Source organism: Allobrachymonas chironomi DSM 19884 (assembly GCF_000374625.1).
Lineage (GTDB): Bacteria > Pseudomonadota > Gammaproteobacteria > Burkholderiales > Burkholderiaceae_C > Brachymonas > Brachymonas chironomi.
In genome coordinates this window covers 431,842-456,118 of record NZ_KB894766.1, presented here as the reverse complement: position 1 = coordinate 456,118, position 24,277 = coordinate 431,842, and the positions used below count along the sequence as shown (strand labels likewise).

The 24,277-nt window shown below is 67.0% G+C and carries 11 protein-coding genes and 1 pseudogene; 5 read left to right on the top strand and 7 right to left on the bottom strand.

Going from position 1 to position 24,277, the window contains the following annotated elements; all coding sequences use genetic code 11:
* Window positions 1–256: 256 nt before the first annotated feature.
* Window positions 257–1,519, top strand: coding sequence for an amidohydrolase (locus C513_RS0104715; RefSeq protein ID WP_018714885.1), 1,263 nt, complete (start codon window positions 257–259; stop codon window positions 1,517–1,519).
* 185 nt (window positions 1,520–1,704) lie between these two features.
* Here C513_RS0104715 and gyrB read toward each other — a convergent pair whose 3' ends face one another.
* The 7 genes and pseudogenes from gyrB to C513_RS0104680 all read right to left on the bottom strand — a co-directional run bounded on the left by gyrB (window position 1,705) and on the right by C513_RS0104680 (window position 17,864).
* On the bottom strand, window positions 1,705–4,278 hold the full coding sequence (gene gyrB, locus C513_RS0104710; protein ID WP_018714884.1) for a DNA topoisomerase (ATP-hydrolyzing) subunit B: 2,574 nt from the start codon (window positions 4,276–4,278) through the stop codon (window positions 1,705–1,707).
* Between the two features lie 376 nt (window positions 4,279–4,654).
* Window positions 4,655–5,074 (bottom strand): annotated as a pseudogene (locus tag C513_RS12720) (barstar family protein); the annotation flags it as partial.
* A 43-nt stretch (window positions 5,075–5,117) separates the two neighbouring features.
* Entirely contained in the window at window positions 5,118–5,531 is a 414-nt protein-coding gene (locus C513_RS14575) for a guanyl-specific ribonuclease (RefSeq protein ID WP_425386760.1), read from the bottom strand.
* Window positions 5,532–5,844: 313 nt separating this feature from the next.
* Window positions 5,845–8,163: an NADP-dependent malic enzyme gene (locus tag C513_RS0104695; protein ID WP_018714881.1), complete on the bottom strand. Its 2,319-nt coding sequence runs from the start codon at window positions 8,161–8,163 to the stop codon at window positions 5,845–5,847.
* Window positions 8,164–8,339: 176 nt separating this feature from the next.
* A complete protein-coding gene (locus tag C513_RS0104690) occupies window positions 8,340–11,960 on the bottom strand; it encodes an indolepyruvate ferredoxin oxidoreductase family protein (RefSeq protein WP_018714880.1) in 3,621 nt (1,206 codons plus the stop codon).
* Window positions 11,961–12,118: 158 nt separating this feature from the next.
* Entirely contained in the window at window positions 12,119–13,174 is a 1,056-nt protein-coding gene (gene mltA / locus C513_RS0104685; protein ID WP_018714879.1) for a murein transglycosylase A, read from the bottom strand.
* A gap of 238 nt (window positions 13,175–13,412) precedes the next feature.
* Complete coding sequence (locus tag C513_RS0104680) at window positions 13,413–17,864, bottom strand: YhdP family protein (protein ID WP_018714878.1); 4,452 nt, start codon at window positions 17,862–17,864, stop codon at window positions 13,413–13,415.
* 20 nt (window positions 17,865–17,884) lie between these two features.
* Between C513_RS0104680 and glnE the strand changes: the two genes are divergently transcribed.
* The 4 genes from glnE (at window position 17,885) to C513_RS0104660 (ending at window position 24,274) form a co-directional block, all read left to right on the top strand.
* Window positions 17,885–20,770 (top strand): bifunctional [glutamate--ammonia ligase]-adenylyl-L-tyrosine phosphorylase/[glutamate--ammonia-ligase] adenylyltransferase, encoded by a 2,886-nt coding sequence (gene glnE, locus C513_RS0104675; RefSeq protein WP_425386758.1) that lies wholly within the window; start codon window positions 17,885–17,887, stop codon window positions 20,768–20,770.
* Between the two features lie 120 nt (window positions 20,771–20,890).
* Window positions 20,891–21,652, top strand: a complete 762-nt coding sequence (locus C513_RS12710) for a TetR/AcrR family transcriptional regulator (RefSeq protein WP_018714876.1) — start codon at window positions 20,891–20,893, stop codon at window positions 21,650–21,652.
* A complete protein-coding gene (locus C513_RS0104665) occupies window positions 21,645–23,105 on the top strand; it encodes an efflux transporter outer membrane subunit (RefSeq protein ID WP_018714875.1) in 1,461 nt (486 codons plus the stop codon). Before C513_RS12710 ends, C513_RS0104665 begins: the two co-directional genes overlap by 8 nt.
* The gene (locus tag C513_RS0104660; RefSeq protein WP_018714874.1) at window positions 23,102–24,274 is read left to right on the top strand and encodes an efflux RND transporter periplasmic adaptor subunit; all 1,173 of its coding nucleotides are present in this window, start codon (window positions 23,102–23,104) and stop codon (window positions 24,272–24,274) included. The genes C513_RS0104665 and C513_RS0104660 overlap by 4 nt, the downstream gene beginning before the upstream one ends.
* The last annotated feature ends 3 nt before the right edge of the window (window positions 24,275–24,277 follow it).

Sequence of the window (24,277 nt, the reverse complement as noted above, 5' to 3'; positions counted from 1 at the left end):
CTGATGCGTGACGTCAGGATGGACCGGAAAACGGCTGTTGCCTGTGGGGTGACAGCCGTTTTTTGCTGGCGATCACGCTGTGACCAGGGTGACGCAGCGCAGGCGCAGATAGGTGCGCCGGCAATGTGGAATAGCGCTATGCAGGCGGCGGGCAGCGGCGTAGAATTTTTTCGGCACATCATGCACAAGCTGAGCTTTCCGTGATGAAAGCCTGTGAAGGCTCCGCGTCCCTTTCCAGTCTCTGGAGAACACCACCATGAGCACCCTGTTGCAAGCCCTGCACCATGCCGGCCAACCGCTGCTGGACCGGCTGGAAGAGATCTACAAGGATTTTCACCGTCATCCGGAACTGTCGATGCAGGAGGTGCGCACCGCCGACATCCTGGCCGGGAAGATGCGTGCGCTGGGCTATGAGGTCACGACCAGGGTGGGCGTGACCGGCGTGGTATGCGTGCTGCGCAATGGCGCGGGTGCCACCGTGATGCTGCGCGCCGACATGGACGCACTGCCCATGGCCGAAGCCACCGGCCTGCCCTACGAGGCCACGGGCGTCACGGCGACTGATTCTGATGGAAGCACGGTGGGTGTGGCGCATTCCTGCGGTCACGACATGCACATCACCTGGATGCTGGGTGCCGCCGAGATCCTGGCACAGCAGCGTGATGGCTGGTCCGGCACCGTGATGATCGTGTTCCAGCCTGGCGAGGAAACGGCAGAAGGCGCGGCCGCCATGGTGGCCGACATGCCGGCAGGCCGATTTCCGAAACCCGACGTGATCCTGGGCCAGCACGTGATGGTGGGCGAAGCCGGTACGGTGAACTACCGCCCGGGCGTGACCCTGTCTGCCGGTGACAGCCTGAAGATCAGGCTGTTTGGCCGTGGCGGCCATGGCTCCATGCCCAACACCACGGTAGACCCGGTGGTGATGGCGGCGCATACGGTGGTGCGTCTGCAGACGATTGTGTCGCGCGAGGTGGCCCCGACCGAGCCGGCGGTGCTGACGATTGGCTCGCTGCAGGCCGGCACCAAGGCAAACATCATTCCCGATGACGCCACGATCAAGCTCAACATGCGCACCTTCAGCGAGGGCACGCGCGACTACATGCTCAAGTCGATCCGCCGCATTTGCTGTGCCGAATGCGAGGCTTCGGGTGCACCGCGTGAACCGGAGTTCACTACCATCAACCGCTATCCGCTCACCGAAAACGACCTGAAGGCGACGCAGCAGGTGGCAGCGGCCTTCCAGGCGGAATTTGGCGACAAGAGTTATCTGGCAGCCAGGCCGGCGTCGGCCAGCGAGGACTTCAGCGTGTTTGGCCGTACTTGGGGCGTGCCTTATGTGTTCTGGTTTGTGGGCGGCACCGACCCCGAAGTTTATGCCAGCCATGTGGCCAACGGCACCGTCAGCCAGATTCCCAGCAACCATTCACCGCAGTTTGCCCCGGTGATCCACCCGACGCTGCAGACGGGTTTGCGCTCGATGCTGGCGGCGGCTTCGGCCTGGCTGGTTGCTGCTTAACTACCGAATATTGCGTAAATCAGCAGGAAGGTATTTACGCTTAACACCCCCAGAAGCAGCACCCATTTTTTCAAGGAGCCTGAATACTTCCTGATGATGGTGGGCAAGATCTGGCGGATGCAAATGCCCGATGCAATGGCTCTGGCATTTGCAAATTGGCCGAATAATGCAGTCAGCCGACAGAATTACACATCCAGGTTAGCCGCCCTGAGCGCATTCGTCTCAATAAAGTCGCGACGCGGCTCCACCTCATCCCCCATCAGCATGGTAAACACCCGATCCGCCTCGATCGCATCGTCGATCTGCACGCGCAGCAGGCGGCGTACGGCCGGGTCCATGGTGGTTTCCCACAGCTGCTCGGGGTTCATCTCGCCCAGGCCCTTGTAGCGCTGGCGGCCAACGGCGTTTTCGGCCTGCTGCATCAGCCAGGACATGGCGTCCTGGAAATCGCCCACGATCTGGCTCTTGGCGCGTTCGCCTTCACCGCGCGTGACGCTGGCACCTTCGCCCAGCAGGCCCTTGAAGGTGTCGCTGGCGGTTTGCAGCGCGGCGTAGTCGGCACCGTGCACGAACTCGGGAGACAGGATGCTGGCGCGCTCGTTGCCATGGTGCATGCGCGCAATGCGCAGGTAGTGCGTGTCGTTCACGGCATCAAAGCCGTGCGTCACGCGTGCCGTGCTGCCGGCCAGTTCCATGGCCTGCTGCAGCGCCTGGGCGCTGGCCTCGGCGCTATCTGCCGTGTCCAGATTCAGATGCACGCCGTCGCCCGGGCCAAAGCCGGCCAGGGTGCGCAGCGCCTGCTCGTCCATGTGGCCGGACAGGCGTTCGATCACGCTGCTGGCCTGTACGAAGCGCTGTGCCAGGGTGCGCAGCGTATCGCCTTCCAGCACCGGGCGGCCATCGCCCGGATCAATGCGGGCACCTTCCAGTGCCACCTGGCTCAGGTAGGTGTTGAGCGCGTTGCCATCCTTCAGGTACTGCTCCTGCTTGCCGTGGCGCACCTTGTACAGCGGCGGCTGCGCGATGTAGATGTGGCCACGCTCGACCAGCTCGGGCATCTGGCGGTAGAAGAAGGTCAGCAGCAGCGTGCGGATGTGCGCACCGTCCACGTCCGCGTCGGTCATGATGATGATGCGGTGGTAGCGCAGCTTGTCGATGTTGAAATCGTCGCTGCTGCTCTTGCCGTGGCCGTCTTCGGCTGCCTTGCCGATGCCGGTACCGAGCGCGGTGATCAGCGTCACGATCTCGTTGCTGGTCAGCAGCTTTTCGTAGCGCGCCTTTTCGACGTTGAGGATCTTGCCGCGCAGCGGCAGGATCGCCTGGAACTTGCGGTCACGGCCCTGCTTGGCCGAGCCACCGGCGGAGTCGCCCTCCACGATGTAGATTTCGCACAGCGACGGGTCTTTTTCCTGGCAGTCGGCCAGCTTGCCCGGCAGGCCGAAGCCGTCCAGCACGCCCTTGCGGCGCGTCATCTCGCGGGCCTTGCGGGCGGCTTCACGTGCGCGGGCAGCCTCGACGATCTTGCCGCACAGGATCTTGGCATCGTTGGGGTTTTCTTCCAGGTAGTCGGTCAGCGACTTGGCCACGATGTCTTCCACCGGTGCGCGCACTTCGCTGGACACCAGCTTGTCCTTGGTCTGCGAGCTGAACTTGGGCTCCGGCACCTTGACCGACAGCACGCAGCACAGGCCTTCGCGCATGTCGTCGCCCGTGACATCGACCTTGGCCTTCTTGGCCAGTTCGTTGTCGGCAATGTACTTGCTGATCACGCGCGTCATGGCGGCGCGCAGGCCGGTCAGGTGGGTACCGCCGTCACGCTGCGGGATGTTGTTGGTAAAGCAGATCACCTGCTCGTTGTAGCCGTCGTTCCACTGCATGGCGACCTCGACACCGATCTCGGTACCGGGAATGCCGCCGTAGCTGTCGGCCGGGCGCGAACCCGTGGCATGGAAGGTGGTGGGGTGCAGTACCTTCTTGGTGCCGTTGATGAACTCGACAAAACCCTTGACGCCGCCGGCTCCGGAGAAGTCGTCTTCCTTGCCGGAGCGCTCGTCCTTCAGGCGGATGCGCACGCCGTTGTTGAGGAAGCTCAGTTCGCGCAGCCGCTTGCTCAGGATCTCGTAGTGGAACTCGTTGTTTTCCTTGAAGATCTCGGTGTCGGGCAGGAAATGCACATGGGTGCCGCGTTTGTCGGTTTCGCCGGTGATGCGCATCGGGGACACCTCGGCACCGTTGACCACCTCGATCACGCGATCCTGCACCACGCCGCGCGAGAACATCAGGCTGTGTACCTGGCCTTCGCGGCGCACGGTGAGGCGCAGCTTGCTGGACAGCGCGTTGACGCAGCTCACGCCCACGCCGTGCAGGCCGCCCGAGACCTTGTAGCTGTTCTGGTTGAACTTGCCGCCGGCGTGCAGTTCGGTCAGCGCGATTTCGGCGGCCGAGCGCTTGGGCTCGTGCTTGTCGTCCATCTTGACGCCGGTGGGAATGCCACGGCCGTTGTCGGACACGGAAATCGAGTTGTCGGCGTGGATGGTGACCACGATATCGTCACAATGGCCCGCCAGCGCCTCGTCGATGGAGTTGTCCACCACCTCGAACACCAGATGGTGCAGACCGGTGCCATCGCTGGTGTCACCGATGTACATGCCGGGGCGCTTGCGCACGGCTTCCAGACCTTCGAGGATCTGGATGGCGCCTTCGCCATAGCCGTCAGTGGGAGAGGGGGTGCTGTTGGGGGTTGCTTGCGATTCGCTCATCCCCCCATTTTCGCAGAAATGACGCGGGTTTGCCTGCAGAAAGACAGTGTCGGCACGGGCATTCCGGACGGAATTTGCCGGGGCATGGCGGGCAGGGGCCGGAAACGCCAAGACCACCGCGCGGGTGGTCTTGTGCAGGGGCGGAAGCGGCTGGTGCCGCCCGGCTTCAGGCGGTGGCCAGCGAGTCGCTGTCGTTGACCGCAGCCAGCCAGTAGCTGGCGTTGAACGGGCTGCTCATGCGCAGTGCCAGCGGCGAGACGTCGACGATCTTGTCGGTGGGCATCTTCTCTTCCTCGACCTCTTCCTGGGCCTCGTTGCCGACGCTGGCCGCGATCTGGCGGTAGGCTTCACCCGGCTGGGCCGCGCGTGCCACCGAGAAGGAGTAGAAGCAGCGGAAGGCGACCTTGCGGTCGGCCCAGTAGTCGGCGGCGTCACGGAACACGTCGAGCAGCAGCTCGCGCAGTTCCTTGTCGAAACGGGCGCTGGTCGGGATCTGCTCGACCACCACGATGAAGCCGGGCTGCGGGCCGGACTTGTGCAGCGGATCGGTGATGCTGCCGTAGACGGCATCGAAATTCTTGGTGCTCGGGGCCGGCGTGACCATGAACTGCTGGCACAGCATGTCGATCACGTCCTGGCGCGACTGCGCCTGGGACAGGTTGGCGTACAGGAAGTGGTGGCCCAGCTGGGTGGCGGCATTCTGCAACTCTTCCACGTGGAAGGCACGGATCGATTGCACCAGGTTGCTGCGGACATTGCGCAGGGGGTGGTCGGAAGTGGAAATCTCGATGCTCACGGTCGTCTTCTGCGGCTGCTTGGCACAGCCACATCCTGGTTGGTTAGGGCACTATGCGGGCGTAGCTCGCGTAGTGGTCGCTGGTGTAGTAGCAGGCATCCGGCTGGCGCGGCTGCTGGCCGCCGCAGACGATGCGTTTGGCGCCACGGTTGCGTGCCTTGGGATGTGCCACGGTGTATTCACGGTAGTAGCCACGCGGCTGCTGTGGCAGCAGCTGTTCGCGGTTGAAGAAGGTGCTGCCGTCCTTGCTGAACGGAAACGGGCCGCCCTGCAGAATCAGGGCATAGGTGGCCTGCCCCTGGCGCGGCAGCTGCTGCAGCGGCATCGTCGGGATGCGGCTGCCAGTGCTTGCCTGTGGCGTGGCGGGGGCGAAAGACGCGGGTGCGGTGGCTACCGGAGGCGGTGTTGTCCTGCTGCTGGCCTGCTGTCCCTGGCTGCAGCCGGCAAACGCGGCCAGGCCCAGCAGGAGGGCAGCGAGCAGCTTGCGCGAGGGGGAATGTCCGCCGGAAGGGGTGCAGCCGGCAACAGCAGTGCTGCAGGGCTGGCTGGCGATGGCGGTCAGGGACGAAAAGACAGTCATGAAAATGCAGTGACAACATTTTGTCAATCAATACGATTAACAAATTGATGAGGCGCAAGTTTGCCCCATGCCACTGCAAAAATCAATAGATGTGCGCCGCCCTGCTGTGGTGTTGGCGCTTCGCTGGCTTTTGTGCCGGTGATGTGCTAAGGGCTGTGCTGCAGGGCAGCAAACAGCCCCCGGGACAGCCTCAGGCCGGCAGTTGCGGGCTGATCGTGTTGGCCTCGGCCACGGTAATTGCGGTCATGTTGACGATGCGGCGCACGGTGGCACTGGGCGTCAGGATGTGCACCGGCTTGCTGGTGCCGAGCAGCACCGGGCCGATCGCGATACCGCCGCCGGCGGCCGATTTCAGCAGGTTGTAGGAGATGTTGGCGGCGTCCAGGTTGGGCATCACCAGCAGGTTGGCACTGCCCTGCAGCACGCAGCTCGGCAGCATGTGCTTGCGCAGGCTGGCATCGAGCGCCACGTCGCCGTGCAGCTCGCCATCCACCGGTAGCCAGGGGGCACGCTGCTGGATCAGGGCCAGCGCCTCGCGCATCTTGACCGCGCTGGGCTGGTTGGAGGAGCCGAAGTTGGAGTGACTCAGCAGCGCCGCATTCGGCTCGATGCCGAAGCGCTTCATGTCGAGCGCCGCCATGATGGTGAACTCGGCAATCTGCTCGGCGCTCGGATCGTAGTTGACGTGGGTGTCGACGATGAACACCTGGTGGTGCGGCAGCAGCAGCGCGTTCATGGCGGCGTAGGTCTGTGCACCGGGTGCCTTGCCCAGCACCTGGTCCACATAGTGCAGGTGCAGCGAGTGGCTGCCCCAGGTGCCGCAGACCATGCCGTCGGCATGGCCCTTGTGCACCATCATGGCGCCGATCAGCGACAGGCGGCGGCGCATCTCGATCTTGGCCATGGCCTGGCTCACGCCCTTGCGTTCGGTCATGGCGTGGTAGGTCTGCCAGAAGTCGGCATAGCGCGGGTCGTTTTCGACGTTGACCACATCGTAATCCACGCCTTCGGCCAGGCGCAGGCCGTAGCGCTCGATGCGCTTGGCGATGATGGCCGGACGGCCGACCAGGATCGGCCTGGCCAGGTTCTCGTCGACGACGATCTGCACCGCGCGCAGTACGCGTTCTTCCTCGCCCTCGGCATAGACCACGCGCTTGCGCTCGGCCATGCGGGCGGTGTCGAAGATCGGCTTCATGATGCTGCCGGAGGCATACATGAAGGCCTGCAGCTTGTCCTTGTAGGCCTCCATGTCGGCGATCGGGCGCAGCGCGACACCGGCGTCCATGGCGGCCTGGGCCACGGCCGGGGCGATCATCAGCATCAGGCGCGGATCGAAGGGCTTGGGAATCAGGTATTCGGGGCCGAAGCTCAGGTTGTGGCCGATGTAGGCGGCCGCCACCACTTCGGACTGTTCGGCGCGGGCCAGGCTGGCAATGGCGCGCACGGCGGCGATTTCCATCTCGGTGGTGATGGTGCTGGCTCCGCAGTCCAGCGCGCCCCGGAAGATATAGGGGAAGCACAGCACGTTGTTGACCTGGTTCGGGTAATCGGTGCGGCCGGTCGCCATGATGGCGTCATCGCGCACGGACTGGACTTCTTCCGGTGTGATTTCGGGGGTCGGGTTGGCGAGTGCGAAGATCAGCGGCCTGGCAGCCATTTTGGCGACCATGTCCGGTTTCAGCACGCCGCCGGCGGACAGGCCGAGGAACATGTCGGCACCCTCGATCACCTCGCCCAGCGTACGCAGCGCACTGTCCTGGGCGAACTGGGCCTTGTCCTCGTCCATCAGCTCGGTGCGGCCCTGGTAGACCAGGCCGTGGATGTCGGTGACCCAGATGTTCTTGCGCGGCACGCCGAGCTTGACCAGCAGGTTGATACAGGCCAGCGCCGCAGCACCGGCACCGGAGGTCACGACCTTGACCTCGTCGATCTTCTTGCCGACCACGTCCAGGCCGTTCAGGAAGGCCGCGCCGACCACGATGGCGGTGCCGTGCTGGTCGTCGTGGAACACCGGGATGTTGAGGCGTTCACGCAGCTTGCGCTCGACGTAGAAGCAGTCGGGGGCCTTGATGTCCTCGAGGTTGATGCCGCCGAAAGTGGGTTCCAGCGCGGCGATGATTTCGACCAGCCGGTCGGGATCCTTCTCGTTGATCTCGATGTCGAACACATCGATGCCGGCGAATTTCTTGAACAGCACGCCCTTGCCTTCCATGACCGGCTTGCCGGCCAGCGGGCCGATGTCGCCGAGGCCGAGCACGGCCGTGCCGTTGGTGACCACGCCGACCAGGTTGCCGCGCGCGGTGTAGCGGAAGGCGGCGGCCGGGTCCTTGACGATTTCCTCGCAGGGGGCAGCGACGCCGGGCGAGTAGGCCAGAGCCAGATCGGCCTGGTTGACCACCTTCTTGGTGGACTCGACGCTGATCTTGCCGGGTTGCGGGAACTCGTGGTAGTCGAGTGCGGTCTGGCGGAATGCGGCGTTGCTGGTGCTCTGCTTGGGGGTGTTGGTCATGGCGGAACTCGTGCAAGGGCCTGGCGGCGGGTCACGCCGCAGACCGGCTGGTTGGGGGTTGGATGCGGAACGTCCCATTGTAGGCGCAAGCAGGGTCTGTCACAGGGAGGCGGCACGCATGTCGCACCCGCAGGTGCGACATGCCGGGCGCGGGTTGGACAGCGGCTGCCGGCGTCTCAGGCGGCCCGTGACAGGGTATCGGCAGGGGGGCTGCCAGCGTCCAGTTCAGCCAGCAGCTGTTGCCAGCGCGTGCGTGCGGCGGCCAGGTTGCCTTGCTTGACGTGGCCGTAGCCGCGGATGCTCTCGGGCACCCGGGCGATTTCCACCAGCAGCGCGTGCGTGTCGGGCTGCAGGCGCGGCAGCAACTGTTCGATCAGCTGGCGGTATTCGGCGATCAGGGCGCGTTCGGTCACGCGTTCCGGATGGCGGCCAAACGGATCGAGCGCACTGCCGCGCAGTTTTTTCAGCCTGGCGAGCAGGCGGAAGACACGCAGCATGCCGGGGCCGTAGCTGCGCTTGCCGGCTTCGGCCTGGTTGCGGGCGCTGCCGAGGCTGGGCGGGGCCAGGTGGTAGCGCAGCGTGTAATCGCCCTCGAACATGGCGGCGATCTTCTGCTCGAAACCGCCGTTGCTGAACAGGCGCGCCACTTCGTATTCGTCCTTGTAGGCCATCAGCTTGAACAGGTTGTGCGCCACGGCCTGCGCCAGCCGGGTCGGCGGCTTGCCGTTGACGGCAGCGGGCAGTGCGGCTTCGGCCTGCGCCACGCGCAGCACGACATCCCGGTACTGCTGCGCGTAGGCGGCATCCTGGTAATCGGTCAGGAACTGCACGCGGCGCTCCAGCAGCTGCTCCAGCGAGGGCTGGCGCTGCAGCGTGATGACCTGCGCCGGACGCAGCAGCTGCTGCACGCGTGCCGGATCGTGCGCGGCGTGGCGGCCCCAGGCAAAGGCCTGCTGGTTTTTTTCCACCTGGACGCCGTTGAGCTCCATGGCGCGCATCAGCGCCGCTTCGCCGAGCGGAATCCAGCCCTTTTGCCAGGCAAAGCCGAGCACCATCGGGTTGACGTAAAGGGTGTCGCCCAGCAGTTCGCGTGCCATGGCTTCGGCATCGAAACTGGCCAGCCGGCCTTCGTCGAGCAGGTCGGCCAGTACGCTGGCACATTGCTGCGCCGGGTTTTGCCAGTCGCGGTTGTGGACAAAGGCGGCGGTGGGCGGGGCGCTGCTGTTGAGCGCGACATGGCTGCGGTCGTGGCGCAGGCGCGAGGTGGTTTCGGCATGCAGCGTGACCAGCGGATCGCAGCCCAGCACCAGATCGGCGGCGGCGAGGCTGACGCGCGTGGTCAGGATATCGTCCTGCTGCGCACCGATCAGCACATGGCTCCAGGTGGCACCGCCCTTTTGTGCCAGACCGGCGGCATCCTGCGTGACGATGCCCTTGCCTTCCAGATGCGCTGCCATGCCGAGGATCTGGCCGATGGTGATGACGCCGGTGCCGCCGACGCCGGCCACGACGGTTCCCCAGACGCGCGCCGGCTCGCCATGCTGCGCCGGCACCAGCTCCGGCAGCGTCGGGTGTGGCAGCGCCGGCATGTCGGTCAGGGCCGGCAACTGCGGCCCGGTTGCCGACTGGCGCAGCCGGCCGCCTTCGACCGTGACCAGGCTCGGGCAGAAGCCCTTGAGGCAGGAGTAGTCCTTGTTGCAACTGCTCTGGTTGATCTGGCGCTTGCGGCCGAATTCGGTCTCCAGCGGTTCCACGCTCAGGCAGTTGCTTTGCACGCTGCAGTCGCCGCAGCCTTCGCAGACGGCTTCGTTGATGACGATGCGCCTGGCCGGATCTTCCAGCAGGCCGCGCTTGCGGCGGCGGCGCTTTTCGGTGGCGCAGGTCTGGTCGTAGATCAGCACCGTGGTGCCGCGTATGGCGCACAGCTGCTGCTGTACCTCGTCGAGGCGGTCGCGGTGGAACACGTCGGTGCCGGGCGGCAGCGCCGCGCCCTGGTATTTGTCGGGATCGTCGCTGACCACGACCAGCTTGCTGGCGCCCTCGGCGATCACGCTGGCGGCAATCTGCAGCACGCTGTGGCCCTCGGGCCGCTCGCCGACGCGCTGGCCGCCGGTCATGGCCACGGCATCGTTGTAGAGGATCTTGTAGGTGATGTTGATGCCGGCGGCAATGCTTTGCCGGATCGCCAGCAGGCCACTGTGGAAATAGGTGCCGTCGCCCAGGTTGGTGAAGATATGCGGCTCGTCGGTGAACGGGGCCTGGCCGACCCAGGGCACGCCTTCGCCGCCCATCTGGGTGAAGCCGCAGGTGGCGCGGTCCATCCACAGCGTCATGTAGTGGCAGCCGATGCCGGCCATGGCCCGCGAGCCTTCGGGCACGCGCGTGCTGGTGTTGTGCGGACAGCCGGAGCAGAACCAGGGGACGCGGTCGGCCTTCAGCGTGATCGCCTGGCGGGCACGCTCCTGCGCGTCCAGGATCGTGATGTGGGCGTCCATGCGCGCCTGCACGTCGGCCGGTACGCCGAGCTGCGACAGGCGGCGCGCGATGGCGCGGGCGATCAGGGCCGGGTTCAGGTCGGCATGGGCGCGCAGCAGCTGGTGGCCGGCCGGATCGCACAGGCTCCATTCGCCGCCGCTGCAATCGCCCGGCACCTCGTCGTACTTGCCGAGCACGGTGGGGCGCACGTCCTCGCGCCAGTTGTAGAGCTCTTCCTTGAGCTGGTATTCGATCATCTGGCGCTTTTCCTCGACCACCAGGATCTCGTCCAGGCCGACGGCGAACTCGCGCGTGAGCGTGGCTTCCAGTGGCCAGACCACGCCGACCTTGTGCACGCGCACGCCGATGCGCCGGCAGGTGGCCTCATCCAGCCCCAGGTCGAGCAGTGCCTGGCGCATGTCGTTGTAGGCCTTGCCGCTGGCGATGATGCCGAAGCGGTCCTGTGCGCCGCTGATGACGGTGTGGTTGAGCTGGTTGGCGCGGATGTAGGCGAGTGCGGCGTAGAGCTTGTGCTGCAGCAGGCGCTCTTCCTGCTCGAGGGCGGTATCGGGCCAGCGAATGTGCACGCCGCCGGGCGGCATGGCGTAGTGCGGCAGCCGGACGGACACGCGCTGCGGATCGATCTGCACGGTGGCGCTGGATTCGACGACCTCCTGGATCGTCTTCATGCCGGTCCAGACACCGGCAAAGCGGCTCATGGCAAAGGCGTGGATGCCGAAATCGAGAATTTCCTGCACGCTGGCCGGGAAGAATACCGGCATGCCGCAGGCCTTGAGGATGTGGTCGCTCTGGTGCGCGGCGGTGGAGCTCTTGGCGATGTGGTCATCGCCGGCCACGGCTATCACGCCGCCCCAGGGGCTGGTGCCGGCCATGTTGGCGTGCTTGAACACGTCCACGCTGCGATCGACGCCCGGGCCCTTGCCGTACCAGATGCCGAACACGCCATCAAAGCGCTGCTGCGCCTGCGGTGCAAAGGCGAGCTGCTGGCTGCCCCAGACGGCGGTGGCAGCGAGTTCCTCGTTGACGCCGGGCTGGAACACGATGTCGTGCTGCTTCAGGCTGGATTGCGCCTGCCAGAGCATCTGGTCGTAGCCGCCGAGCGGCGAGCCACGGTAGCCGCTGATGAAGCCGGCGGTGTGCTTGCCGGCGGCCTGGTCGCGCTGCTGCTGCAGCATGGGGAGCCGGACCAGGGCCTGGATGCCGCTCATGAAGGCTTCGCCTTGCGGCAGGGTGTACTTGTCGTCCAGGCTGGCATCGGGCCGGGCCAGGCCGGGGACGGAAAAATCGGTCGGTGCGTTCATGGGTACCTCGCTTGTTCGGTGGTGCGGAAGGGATGGATCCGGACCAGGGGACAGGCCTGCTGCCGCTTGTGGCAGCAGCAGGCGCTAGAGGCAGTTTAGGCGGGGCACCGGCCCGCAGCCGTCAGGGATAGTACCGAGTTACAGCTGCTGACACCGGCTCAGCGCGGCCACAGCACCCACAGGCGCAGCGGCTGTTTCATGGCGTGCGCCAGTGTGGCGGCTTCGGGCGACCAGCCGGCAAAGTAGTCGGCGCGCACGGCACCGCGGATGGCATTGCCGGTGTCCTGTGCCAGCACCATGCGGTTGAGCGTGGCAGTCGGGCCGCTGGTGGACAGCCAGACCGGCGTGCCGTAGGGAATGCTGTCGCGGTCCACCGCGATCGAGCGGCCCGGCGTCAGCGGTACGCCCTGGGCACCGCGTGGGCCGGCATTGGCGTCCTGGATGGCTTCTTCCCGGAAGAACACGTAGCGCGGGTTGCTCCACAGCATGGCCTGGGTGCGGCCCGGATTCTGGGCGGCCCAGGCGCGCACATTGTCCCAGCTGCCACCACGGCCGCCCTGCGAACTGATCCAGGCCGAGGGGCTGCGGAAGGTCTGGTTGTTGGTGCCGGCAAAAGCCAGGCGCACATCGCGCAGGCGGCCATCGCGCTCGCGCACCTGCATGCGGCCCGAGCCCTGCACATGCAGCACCATGGCATCGATCGGATCGGCCATCCAGACGATTTCACGGCCGCGCAATGCGGCCTGGGCGGCTGGCAGGGTATCGATCTGCTGGCGCGTGAACCAGGGCGACTTGGGGGCTCCGCCGGTCGGCACGGCGTACAGCGGCACGCGGTGGCTGGCGGTGGCGACGCGGCTGGCCTGCATCACAGGTTCGTAATAGCTGGTCAGCAGGCCATCGGCCTGCCCGCTGTGCGCCTGCACCTGGTAGGGCTGCAGGCGCTGCATCATCCAGTCGCGCTTTTCCTGGTCGCTGGCGCGCGTCATGCCGGCGGCTTCGCGGCAGGTGGCGGCAAACACCGGGCCGGGCTTCTGGCAGCTCTGCATCCAGGCGCTCCAGGCTTCGCCGACGCGATCTTGCTGGAAACCGGGCAGGCTGGCCCAGCTCACCGGCACCCAGCGGCTCTTGGGCTGGGTGATGACCTGGCCGGTGATGGTGTCGGATGGCGGGGCCGTTGGTTTGGTACCGCAGCCGGCGAGCAGGGCTGCGGCCACGACACTGGCAGCGCCAGCCAGGGTGGACCAGCGCGGAAGGGTACGGGGGAGAGCGTGGGAGATCGTCTGCATGGGGATGGAATCAACAGGCTGATCCCGGCATCGACAGCTTCAGGAATGCCGGGCTGGGAAGAATCGGAAAGAGTCGCAACACATTGTGCCTTCCCGTCAGGCCGCTGCCGGATGCCGGCACTGCACAATTCGTGTGCAAATGTTCCGCAGCGGCCGCATGCGCTGCTCAGGGCGCGGCACGGGCCGCCGCTGTCGGCAGCATCGCCCTGGCGGCAGAAGCGGCAGAAGCGGCAGAAGCGGCAGAAGCGGCAGAAGCGGCAGGTGCCGTGGCGGGACTGGCATCCTTCTCGCTGTCAAAACCGTCGCTCTGCTCCCAGGGCTGGCCGACGCCGCGGCCCTGGGTGATCGGCCACCAGTCGCGCAGCAGGGTGTCGCGGCCGGTGATCGGCCACCAGTCCCAGAGCCGGTCGACCGGGCGTGGCGTGGCATGGCTGGCCAGGATCTGCAGCGCCGTCTGGTGCGCTGCCGAACCGTGCAGGCGCGTCACTTCGGGCGCATTCCACGGACCGCCGACGTAGAGCACCTGGGTGGCGGCATTGTTGATCGACTGGCTCAGCAGCCACTGCGCGATAAAGCTGCCGACGCCGATGACCGGGTTGACGGCGGCAGCGACCAGGGCGGCTCCGCCCAGATCGATCTTGGGCTGTACCAGCACGTCCAGCGCCAGCGTCTGCGCCAGCAGCGAGATCTGGCCGTTCACCTTGACATCGGCCAGCGTGGTGCCGATGACCTCGGTGTCGTCGGTGTGGGCGATGCCGTTCTGCAGCCGCAGCGTGCCGCCAATGCGATCAAAGCCGAAGCCCTTGCCGTGCTGTTCACCCAGGCGCGACAGGCCCTGCAGGCTGAGCAGGTTGACGATGCGCAGCGCGTCCACATCGACCGGCGTGATGCTGCCGCGGCGCAGGTCCAGCCGCACGTTGCCGCCCAGCGTGTTCATGTCGACCGAGATCGGCGAGCCGCGCCAGCGCACCGTGCCGGCCAGCGCGCCGGCTCCGCCCGCGACCAGGCCGGGGTGGCCGAAGTGCTGGAGCATGCCGCCCAGATCATCGGTTTCCAGCCGCACGTTGAGTGAGACGAAGCGGCGTGCCGGCGTGCTGGCCGGCACGGTGCGCTGGCGCGGCTGGCCCCACAGGCCGCTGCCGAGCAGCTGGCCGTGCGGCATGCGCGCCGTCAGCTGGTGGATGCGCCAGCCATTGCCGTCCTCTTCCGGCTGGTCGACCAGCGGGGCACCAGCGACCATCGGCATGCTGGCATTGCCGGCCAGGATCGTGACCTGGTCGAACTTGTAGCCCAGCACATCGACCTGTTCCGCCTCGATATCGAGCGCCGGCAGGGTTTCCGGATCTTCGGTGCGGGCGACCAGATCACGGACTTCCTGCACGATGGCCGGTTCGATGATGGCGCGTGCCAGCCGCGCCTTGACGCTGCCGGCGCCCTGGCCGTTGAGCGGTTGCAGGTATTCGACATACCCGTTGATCTGGCGCGCATCCAGCGTCACCTGCCAGAGGCGACCATGGCGCGTGCCACCGAGCACCAGATTGTCGAAGCGGCGGTTGGCCACGGTCAGCGAGGAGGTCTGGATGGCCATCACGCTGGGCAGGTAGTTCAGGCTGGCTTCGCCATCGTCGCTGCTGCCGGTGCTGTCGGGTTCGCTGGCCGAAATGCGGTTGAGCACGGCGATCCAGTCATCGACACTCACATCGTCGAGCAGCACCAGTGCATGCACATCGCTCTCGGGCAGTGGCGGCAGGTTTTCGTGCGCCAGCGCACCGGCCGCGATACTGCCGCGCAGCACGCGTGGCGTGTCGCCGCGCACGTCACGCACATAGTGCACCGACAGCCGGTTGCCGATGCGCACCAGCAGCCGGTCCTCGGCCGGCATCAGCTGGCCGCGCTGGCGGTCCTGGTAGTTGCTGACAATGGTGTTTTCGTAATGCAGCGGCAGACTCTCGCCGGCGCTCTTGCCCAGCGGGGCCGGCAGGTTCACCGCCATGCCGATCAGATCGCTGTCGATGGTCAGTTCGGGCGCACCGCGATCAAACTGCAGGCGCGCGCGGTAGGCGCTGCGGCCTTCCATCGATGCGCCCAGCGCGGCGATAAAGCCCAGCTCCTTGGCCTCGCGCAGGCCGGCGCCACTGATATCGCCTTCGGCATGGAAGATGATGTGGCGCGGCTGGCCGGGCTGGCGTTTCGGGTCCATGCCGCCTGCCAGCCGGGCCTGGCCGCCGAGCAGCCGGGTTTGCACATCACGCAGCGCGAAGCCCTTGTCGGTAAAGGCGACCACGCCGGTGCTGCCGGACAGCAGCGGCGTGGTGGGCGTGATGCGCACATCGTTGCCCTTGAGCGTGACCTGGCCATCGACCTTGATGTTGCGGATCTGGTGCACCGGAATGCCGAGCGCCAGCGCCAGGTCGGTCTCGCCGGTGGCGCTGGCCTGCTGCAGCGCATTGCCGGCGATCTCGCCCAGCGGCGAGGTATTGGCCAGATGCAGCGCCTGCGACAGCGGTCCGGTGGCGCTGGCGGCCACGCCCACGGTCAGGTTGCGCGAGGCCAGATCGGGAATGGTGGCGGCCAGTTCACGCACGCGCAGGTCGGGGGCGCTGCTGAAACTGGCCCTGGCGTCCACGATCTGCAGCATGTTGCGGTCGATGATCAGCTTGCCCTGCAGATCGGTCAGGGCCGGCCAGGGCAGCTCGCCGGCATGCTGCAGGCTGCGCGGCACGAACTGGTAGCGCGCCTGGTAGAGCGGCACGTCAAAGCGGAACTTGCTCGGCAGTTGGCGGCCGGCATCGTCCTTGCCGGACGGCAGGTGTTCCAGATCGCCTTCGACCTGCACGCGCGCGTGGCGGATCTCGCCGGCCTGCACCGCATCGCGCACATAGGCACGCGCCTGCTCGCCCAGCGACAACGGCAGGTAGCGATGCACGCGCGCGGCATTGGCGCGCTCCATGCGCGCATCCAGCTGGATGATGCCGGGGAAGCGCGCCGAGTCCGGTTCGCCCGGCTGCAGCGGACGGGTGCGCCAGTTGGCCTGCAGCCGGCCACGGGCATCGGCATTGGCAAAGCGCACATCGGGCAGGGTGGCGCGGATCACGCCATCCTTGATTTGCCAGAGCACCTCGGCATCGAGGCTGTCGAAGGGGATGCGCGGCTCCTCGAACACGCCGGGCAGGGTCACATGGCCGCGGTGCATGCCGATGCCCATGCGGCCACCGCGTTCGGTCAGCGCGAACTCCACATCGGCACCGTCCACGCCCGGCGTGCCCGGCTCGTAGCGGCGGCGCTGGGCGTTGTAGGGCCCCTGCTGGGCTTGCCAGCCGATGTCCGTGGCCTTGCCCACGGCGGCAAAGCTGTCGGGCTGGTCAAGCCGGCCCTGCCAGTCCAGCGAAAGCGCTTCCATGTGGCCGCGCGGCTGGAAGGTGTAGAGCGCGTCGAGGGCGGCATCGCCCAGCGGCAGGCTGCCGGCCAGCTCGCCGATGATGCCCAGATCCCAGTTGTCGCCTTCGACATGGCCGCGGCTGCTGGCACTGTCGGTGCCGTTGCGCAGTTCCACCCGCACATTGCCGTTGTTCCAGCGCTGGCCGCTCAGGGTGGTGAAATCCAGCTGCTGCGTGGCCAGCGTGTAGGCCTCGTTGTTGTCGGCCGCGGCAAACTGCACGCTGAACATGCTGCGCATGTCCTTCAGCACCAGTGGCGGCAGGTCCTTTGCCAGTCGCACATCGACTTCATTCAGGTTGGCTTCGACGGTGGCGGTGCTGCTGCGCATCTGCTTGAAGTCGGCCCAGACGCGCATGCGGCCCTTGCCGCGGCGCAGGTCGATGCCGCGACCCAGGCTCATGTAGCGGCGCAGTTCGGACAGATCCAGCTCGGCCAGGTCGGCATAGGCGACGCCGGTCCAGTCGCGCCAGACGGTGCGGTCACCGAACAGCGGATGGCTCCATTCGCTGACGAACTGGATCGGCTGGCCCCAGCCGGAGGGCGGCGTGGCCTGCAGTTGCAGCTCGTGGCGCAGGCCACTGTTTTTCAGGGTGGCACCGATATCGGTCATCAGCAGCGGTGGTGCATCGCGCTGCGCATCGCTCCAGCGCAGGCTGCCTTGCGTGATGGCGATATGCGGCTGCGACAACAGCCAGTCCAGCGCCGGACCGGAATCGCCCGATTTGCCCTGTGCCAGCTCCAGGCCGGCAACTTCGACCACGCCATCGGCACGCCGCTGCATCAGCAGCCGTGGCTGCTCCACCTGCAGCCGCTCGAAACCCAGCCGCAGCGTGGCCGGCAGCGATACCGTGGCGCTGAGCCGGGCGATATGCAGGCCTTCGCTGCCGCTGGCATCGCGCAGTACCAGCCCGTCCATGGCGATGGTCGGATTCCAGCCGCGCTCGGTGACGCTCAGTCGGCCGATTTCGACCGGGGCTCCGAGCGTGCGGCTGGCCAGATTTTCCAGTGCCGGACGGAAGGAATCGATTCGCGGCAAAATGACGAGATGCAGGAGCAGTGCCAGCAGCCCGATCAGGCTGAGGGCCAGCACCAGCAGCACACCCAGCCCACGCCGCAGGCGCGACAGCCAGCGTCGGGAAGAGGGTGTGCTGGGAGAGGGGGTGGCCTGGGCTTCCTGCATGTCTAGGAAAGATGATAGGCATGAACATGACCAACAATGGCACGCTGACGCCGACAGAACCATTATCGCCGCCTGCTGCGCCGGCACAGGATGGCACACCGTCTGTTTCAGAAGACCTTGCGGGATATTCCCGCTTCGTGCAGCGCATCCGCCGCCGCTATGCCAACGAACTGGCGCTGCTGGCACCCGGCATGCCGGATCCGGCCGCCATGCGCCAGACCTATGCCGCCCTGCGCGCGCGCGGGCATGAGCCGGGTGCGGCGCTGCGCGTGCTGCGTCAGCTGGTGCAGGAGCGGCTGGCTACGCTGGACTGCAACACCGGTGCCGCGATGCAGGAGGTGACGCTGAGCGTGACCCGGCTGGCCGAATTTGCGCTCGATATCGCCTGTCAGGAAGCCTTTGCCCAGCTCGATGCCCGCTACGGTGCGCCGCTCAAGCCGGATGGCAGCCGCTGCAACCTGTGGATCATGGGCATGGGCAAGCTCGGCGCGCGCGAACTCAACGTCTCCAGCGACATCGACCTGATCTATGTCTACGAATGCGATGGCGAAACCGCCGGCCGTCCCGATGCCGAAGGCCGCAGCAGCGGAGCCGGCAGCACCAGCTTCCAGGAATATTTCACGCGGGTGGTGAAGGTCGTCTATGGCCTGATCGGCGATACCACCGAGCACGGTTTCGTGTTCCGCGTGGACCTGGCACTGCGACCGAATGGCAATTCCGGCCCCAGTGTCACTTCGCTCGATGCCCTCGAAGAGTACATGATGGTGCAGGGCCGCGAGTGGGAACGCTTTGCCTGGATGAAGAGTCGCCTGGTGGCACCGCGTGCCTCGATGACCAACGGTTCCGGCCAGCAGCTGCGCCAGGTGGTGCTGCCCTTCGTGTTCCGCCGCTACCTGGATTACAACGTGTTCGAGGCGCTGCGCGTGCTGCACCGGCAGATCCGCGACCACGCCACCAAGCGCAGCGCCGGCCGGCCGGAGCGCGCCAACGACGTCAAGCTGTCGCGTGGCGGCATCCGCGAAATCGAATTCATCGTGCAGCTGCTGCAGGTGGTGCGCGGCGGCCACTTCCCCGAGCTGCGTACCCGTCCGACGCTGGGTGCGCTGGACCGGGTGGAGCGCGCCGGCCTGATGTCGCCCGAGATTGCCGCCGCCCTGAGCGAGGCCTATATCTTCCTGCGCCAGGTGGAGCACCGCATCCAGTACCTGGATGACCAGCAGACCCACTTGCTGCCGACCTCCGAGGAGGATCTGGCCTGGATTGCGCGCAGCATGGGCCATGCCGATACCTGCAGCTTCATGCAGGAGCTGCTGCGCCATCGCGATCTGGTGGCCAGCGAGTTCGACATCCTGCTGGGAGGCGACCAGTCCTGCAGCAAGGGCAACTGCCAGAAAAACGGCAACGGCCGGCAGGCCGACATGGCGCAGGCCAGTGACGACATCGGCGAACTGGTGGCGATGCTGGACGAGAGCTCCATCGTGGCGCGCCGGCTGGAGGAATGGCGCGAGCACACGCGCGTGCAGGGCCTGCGCATCGATACCCGGGTGCGCCTGATGCGCCTGATGCAGCGCACCCTGCAATGGATGCAGGAAGAAGACAGCCAGCGCCACGGCATCACCGAAGCCGGCGTGCTGCGTTTCATCGACTGGATCGAGACGCTGCTGCGCCGCGAGAGCTATCTGGCGCTGCTGCTGGAGCGCCCGGCGATCCATGACCGCCTGCTGCGCCTGCTGGGCGTGGCGCGCTGGCCGGCGCGCTACCTGATGCAGCATCCGGTGGTGATCGACGAGCTCACCAGCAATGCGCTGATGGAGCAGCGTTTCAGCCCGGAGATGCTGCGCGAGGACCTGCAGCTGCGCCTGCAGGCGTTGCAGAGCACCGGCGAGGACGATGAGGAGGCGCTGCTCAACCTGCTGCGTCGCGCCATGCACGCCGAAACCTTCCGCATCCTGGCGCGTGATCTGGATGACCGGCTGACGGTGGAACAGGTGGCCGATGACCTGAGTGCGCTGGCCGATACCGTGCTGGACGTGGCGGTGCGCTGGTGCTGGGCGCAGTACCTGCCGCGCGCCCGGCGCCTGGGTTACGAGGGCGCTGACGACAGCGACATCAGCGAGCACTTTGCCATCATCGCCTACGGCAAGCTGGGCGGCCTGGAGCTGGGCTATGGCAGCGATCTGGATCTGGTGTTCTGCTACGAGGATGACAACGAGCGCGCCGGCGAGATCTATGCCGGCCTGGTGCGCAAGCTGATCACCTGGCTGACCGTCAAGACCGGCGAAGGTGATCTGTATGAAATCGATACCGCCCTGCGCCCGAATGGCAACTCCGGCCTGCTGACCACCAATATGGAGGCCTACGAGGCCTACCAGCTGCAGCGCGGCAGCAATACCGCCTGGATCTGGGAGCACCAGGCCATGACGCGGGCGCGCTGCTGCTTTGGCAGCCCGCCGTTGCGGGCACGTTTCGAGGCCCTGCGCAGCGATGTCATTACCGCCGAGCGCGATCCTGTCGCCTTGCAGGACGAGATCATCGCGATGCGCCAGCGCGTCGCCCAGGCGCATCCGGTGCCGCCGGGCAGCTTCGATGTCAAGCACAGCCCGGGCGGCATGATGGACGTGGAGTTCGTCACCCAGTTCCTGGTGCTGCGCCATGGCCGCGAGTTTCCGGCGATGCTGGAAAACCGCGGCAATATCGCGCTGCTGGAACGTGCCGATGACCTCGGCATGCTGCCGGCCCCGGTCGGTCACGAGGCGGCTGCCGCCTATCGCGAGCTGCGCAAGCTGCAGCACCGTGCGCGCCTGAACGAGGAGTCCACTGCCTTCCCCGAAGACATGATGCGGCTGCATGCGGCGGCCGGGCTGGACTTGTGGCAGGCGGCGTTCGGTCTGCCACGGCAGGGTTGAGCCACACTTGACGCGTGACGACAGCCCGCATGGTGCGGGCTGTCTGCCTTCCGGACGCTCGGGGAAAATCCGGATACAAACCGATTCAATCAAACGATTGAACTCGCGTACCATGACGGCATGCAACCCGAATACCCCGAGGCGATCGCTTCGTCTGCACGATCTGACAGCCAGCAGTCACGCGAACGCCTGCTGCATACGGCATTGCGCCTGTTTGCCGAACAGGGCTTCAGCAAGACCTCCACGCGCGCCATTGCCCAGGCCGCCGGCGTCAACATCTCGGCCATCAGCTACTACTTTGGCGACAAGCAGGGCCTGTACCGCAGCGCCTTTCTCGAGCCGATGGAGCTGCTCGGTGAAGGCCCGGAAACGCAGGCGGCCATGCTGGACCCGCAGCTGACCCTGCAACAGGCGCTGCGGCAGATGTACTGGCTGCGCCTCAACGTGCTGCAGCAGGATGATCTGGTGCAGTGTTGCGTGCGCCTGCACATCCGTGAAATGCTGGAGCCCACCGGCCTGCGCCAGTATGAAATCGATACCCGTATCCGCCCCTTGCACCAGGCGCTGTGGGAGCTGATCTGCCGCCATCTGGGGCTGGCCGATGCCGATGTCGGCATCCAGCGGCTGGCGCTGACGCTGATCGGCATGACGCTGCACTACATCGCCCTGCAGGATGTGACGCGCTCGGTCTCGCCGCAGGTGCTGCAGCAGCCGGATGCGGTCGAGCAGCTGGTGGAAGACCTGACGCGCTATGCCATGGCCATGCTGCGCGACGAGGCGCGGCTGCGCCAGTGCCCGCTGGACGAGCAGGCCGGCCTGCCGGACTGGAAGCCGGCCACGCCGCCCGCCTGGGCGCTGGTGGCGGAGACGCCGCATGCCTGAAGCCACCGTATCCAGGCGCAGTCCGGCCTCGCGCTGGCTGCTGCTGGCCATGCCCCTGCTGCTGGCGGCCTGCCAGAGCCTGCCGCCACGCCAGACCGATGCCGCCGCGCCCACGCACTGGCGCGCGCCGTCACCGATGCAGCTGCCACACGACGGCAGCACACGGCAGCTGCTGTCCTGGTGGCAGGACTGGAACGATCCGGTCCTGCTGCAACTGGTGCAGTCGGCGCAGCAGGCCAGCCCGACGCTGGCCCAGGCGGCAGCGCGCATCGCCCAGGCACGCGCCTCGGCCGTGGGCGCACGCGCCAGCCAGCTGCCAACGCTGGACGGCCAGGCTGGCGTGCAGCGCGGCACCTTCAACACCGGCATGCCGACTGGCGAACCCCCGGTGGCCACGAGCAGCCAGGCCGGGCTGCAGGCGCACTGGGAAATCGACCTGTTTGGCGGCCTGCGCCATGCCGGCAGCGCCGCCCGCGCGCGGCTGGCCGGAGCCGAGGCGCAATGGCACGAGGCACGTGTCTCGCTGGCGGCCGATGTCGCCAACCAGTACTTTGCCCTGCGCAGCTGCCAGGGCCAGCTCGATACCGCCCGGCGCGATGCCACATCGCGCCGCGATACGGAGCGCCTGACCGGCGATCTGGCACGCGCCGGTTTCAGCGCCCCGGCCACGCATGCGCTGACCCAGGCCGGTGCCGCCCAGGCCAGCACGCGCGTGACCGAGGTGCAGGCGCAATGCAGCGCTGCGCGCAAGGCGCTGGTGGCACTGACCGCGCTGGATGAAGACGCGCTGCAGCAGCAGCTCGATGCCCCGCGCCAGGGCCGCGCACCCTGGCTGCAGCTCGACAGCGTGCCGGCGCGTGTGCTGGAGCAGCGCCCGGATGTCTACGCAGCCGCGCAGGCAGTGGCTGCGGCCAGTGACGATGTCGGCCAGGCCGAGGCACAGCGCTATCCGCGCCTTGGCCTGAGCGGCAACATCCTGCGCAACCACATCAGCCTGGGCGGCATGGATGCCGATTCCACCAGCTGGAGCATCGGTCCGCTGTCGATCAGCGTGCCCTTGTTCGACGGAGGCCGTCGCCGCGCTCAGGCCGAAGCCGCCCGCGTCGCCTACGAGGCTGCCGCCAGCCAGTACCGCGCCACCGTGCGCAACGCCGTGCGCGAAGTCGAAACTGCGCTGCTCGAGATCGACAGCGCACGCCAGCGCAGCGCCGGCACCGACGCCGCGCTGGAAGGCTACCGCAAGGCCTTCCGTGCCGCCGATGCGCGCTACCGCGCCGGCATGGGCAGCATGCTCGAACTCGAGGATGCGCGCCGCAACATGCTGGCAGCCGAGCAGGCCCGCATCACCCTGAGACAGCAGACGGACAGTGCCTGGGTGGCGCTGTACCGTGCACTGGGCGGTGGCTGGCAGGCGCCGGCTGCCCCCGGCCAACCCAACGGAACCGCTTCATGACACGCAAGACGACTCTCTGGCTCCTGGTCGCGCTGCTGGCCGTACTGGGCCTGGCCGCATTCTGGTACTGGGGCGCGCGCGACAGCCGCCCTGCCGCCAGCGCCCCTGCATCGGCCTCGGCGCGACCGGCGCTGACGGTGGAAGTGACGCAGCCGGTGACCGGCAGCGTGCCGCTGACGCTGGGTGTCAGCGGCAATATCGCCGCCTGGCAAGAGGCCGTGATCGGTTCGCAGAGCAATGGCCTGCGCCTGTCCGAGCTGCGCGTGAATGTGGGTGACACGGTGCGCAAGGGCCAGGTGCTGGCGGTATTTGCCGCCGAGACCGTGCAGGCCGATGTGCTGCAGGCCCGGGCTGCCCTGCTGGAAGCGGAGGCACAGGCCGCCGATGCGCGCTCCAATGCCGAGCGTGCGCGCAGCATCGAGGACACTGGTGCGCTGAGCCGCCAGCAGATCAACCAGTTCCATACCGCGGCCAAGGCTTCGGCGGCGCGCGTGGAGGCGGCGCGTGCGGCCCTGCGCGCGCAGGAGTTGCGTCAGGGCTATACCCGGGTGCTGGCGCCGGACAACGGCGTGATCTCTGCGCGCAGCGCCACCGTGGGAGCGGTGGTGCCGGCGGGTAGCGAGCTGTTCCGCATGGTGCGCCAGGGTCGGCTGGAGTGGCGCGCCGAGGTGGTCGGCCAGGATCTGGCAGCGCTCAAACCCGGCATGTCGGCCGAAGTGGATCTGCCCGATGGCCAGCTGCTGCGCGGCACCGTGCGCAGCATTGCGCCCACGCTGGACACCACGCGCCGCATCGCCATTGTCTATGTCGATCTGCCGGGCGCGCAGCAGCAGGGCGCCAAGGCTGGCATGTACGTGAGTGGCCGCTTTGACCTGGGCCAGACCGGCGGCTGGATGATTCCGCACAGCGCCGTGGTCTCGCGTGACGGCTTCGATTTCATCTTTCTGCTGGGCGCAGACCAGCGCGTGCGCCAGCACAAGGTGACGCTGGGTGCGCGCCAGGGCGACCTGGTGCAGGTGCTGGACGGTGTCGATGGCCAGACCCGGCTGGTGCGCAGCGGTGCCGGCTTCCTGATCGATGGCGATCTGGTGAAGGTGGTGGCCACGCCGGCTGCTACTGCCACTGCCGCATCGCAGCCAGTGCCGGCGGCCAGCAGTGCCAGCCGCTGACCG

What these genes read in the sequence shown, in the direction of transcription:
- C513_RS0104715 (WP_018714885.1), top strand. Translation starts at nt 257, where the DNA reads ATGAGCACCCTGTTGCAAGCCCTGCACCATGCCGGCCAACCGCTGCTG.
- gyrB (WP_018714884.1), bottom strand. Translation starts at nt 4,278, where the DNA reads ATGAGCGAATCGCAAGCAACCCCCAACAGCACCCCCTCTCCCACTGAC.
- C513_RS0104695 (WP_018714881.1), bottom strand. Translation starts at nt 8,163, where the DNA reads ATGACCAACACCCCCAAGCAGAGCACCAGCAACGCCGCATTCCGCCAG.
- C513_RS0104690 (WP_018714880.1), bottom strand. Translation starts at nt 11,960, where the DNA reads ATGAACGCACCGACCGATTTTTCCGTCCCCGGCCTGGCCCGGCCCGAT.
- C513_RS0104680 (WP_018714878.1), bottom strand. Translation starts at nt 17,864, where the DNA reads ATGCAGGAAGCCCAGGCCACCCCCTCTCCCAGCACACCCTCTTCCCGA.
- glnE (WP_425386758.1), top strand. Translation starts at nt 17,885, where the DNA reads ATGAACATGACCAACAATGGCACGCTGACGCCGACAGAACCATTATCG.
- C513_RS12710 (WP_018714876.1), top strand. Translation starts at nt 20,891, where the DNA reads ATGCAACCCGAATACCCCGAGGCGATCGCTTCGTCTGCACGATCTGAC.
- C513_RS0104665 (WP_018714875.1), top strand. Translation starts at nt 21,645, where the DNA reads ATGCCTGAAGCCACCGTATCCAGGCGCAGTCCGGCCTCGCGCTGGCTG.
- C513_RS0104660 (WP_018714874.1), top strand. Translation starts at nt 23,102, where the DNA reads ATGACACGCAAGACGACTCTCTGGCTCCTGGTCGCGCTGCTGGCCGTA.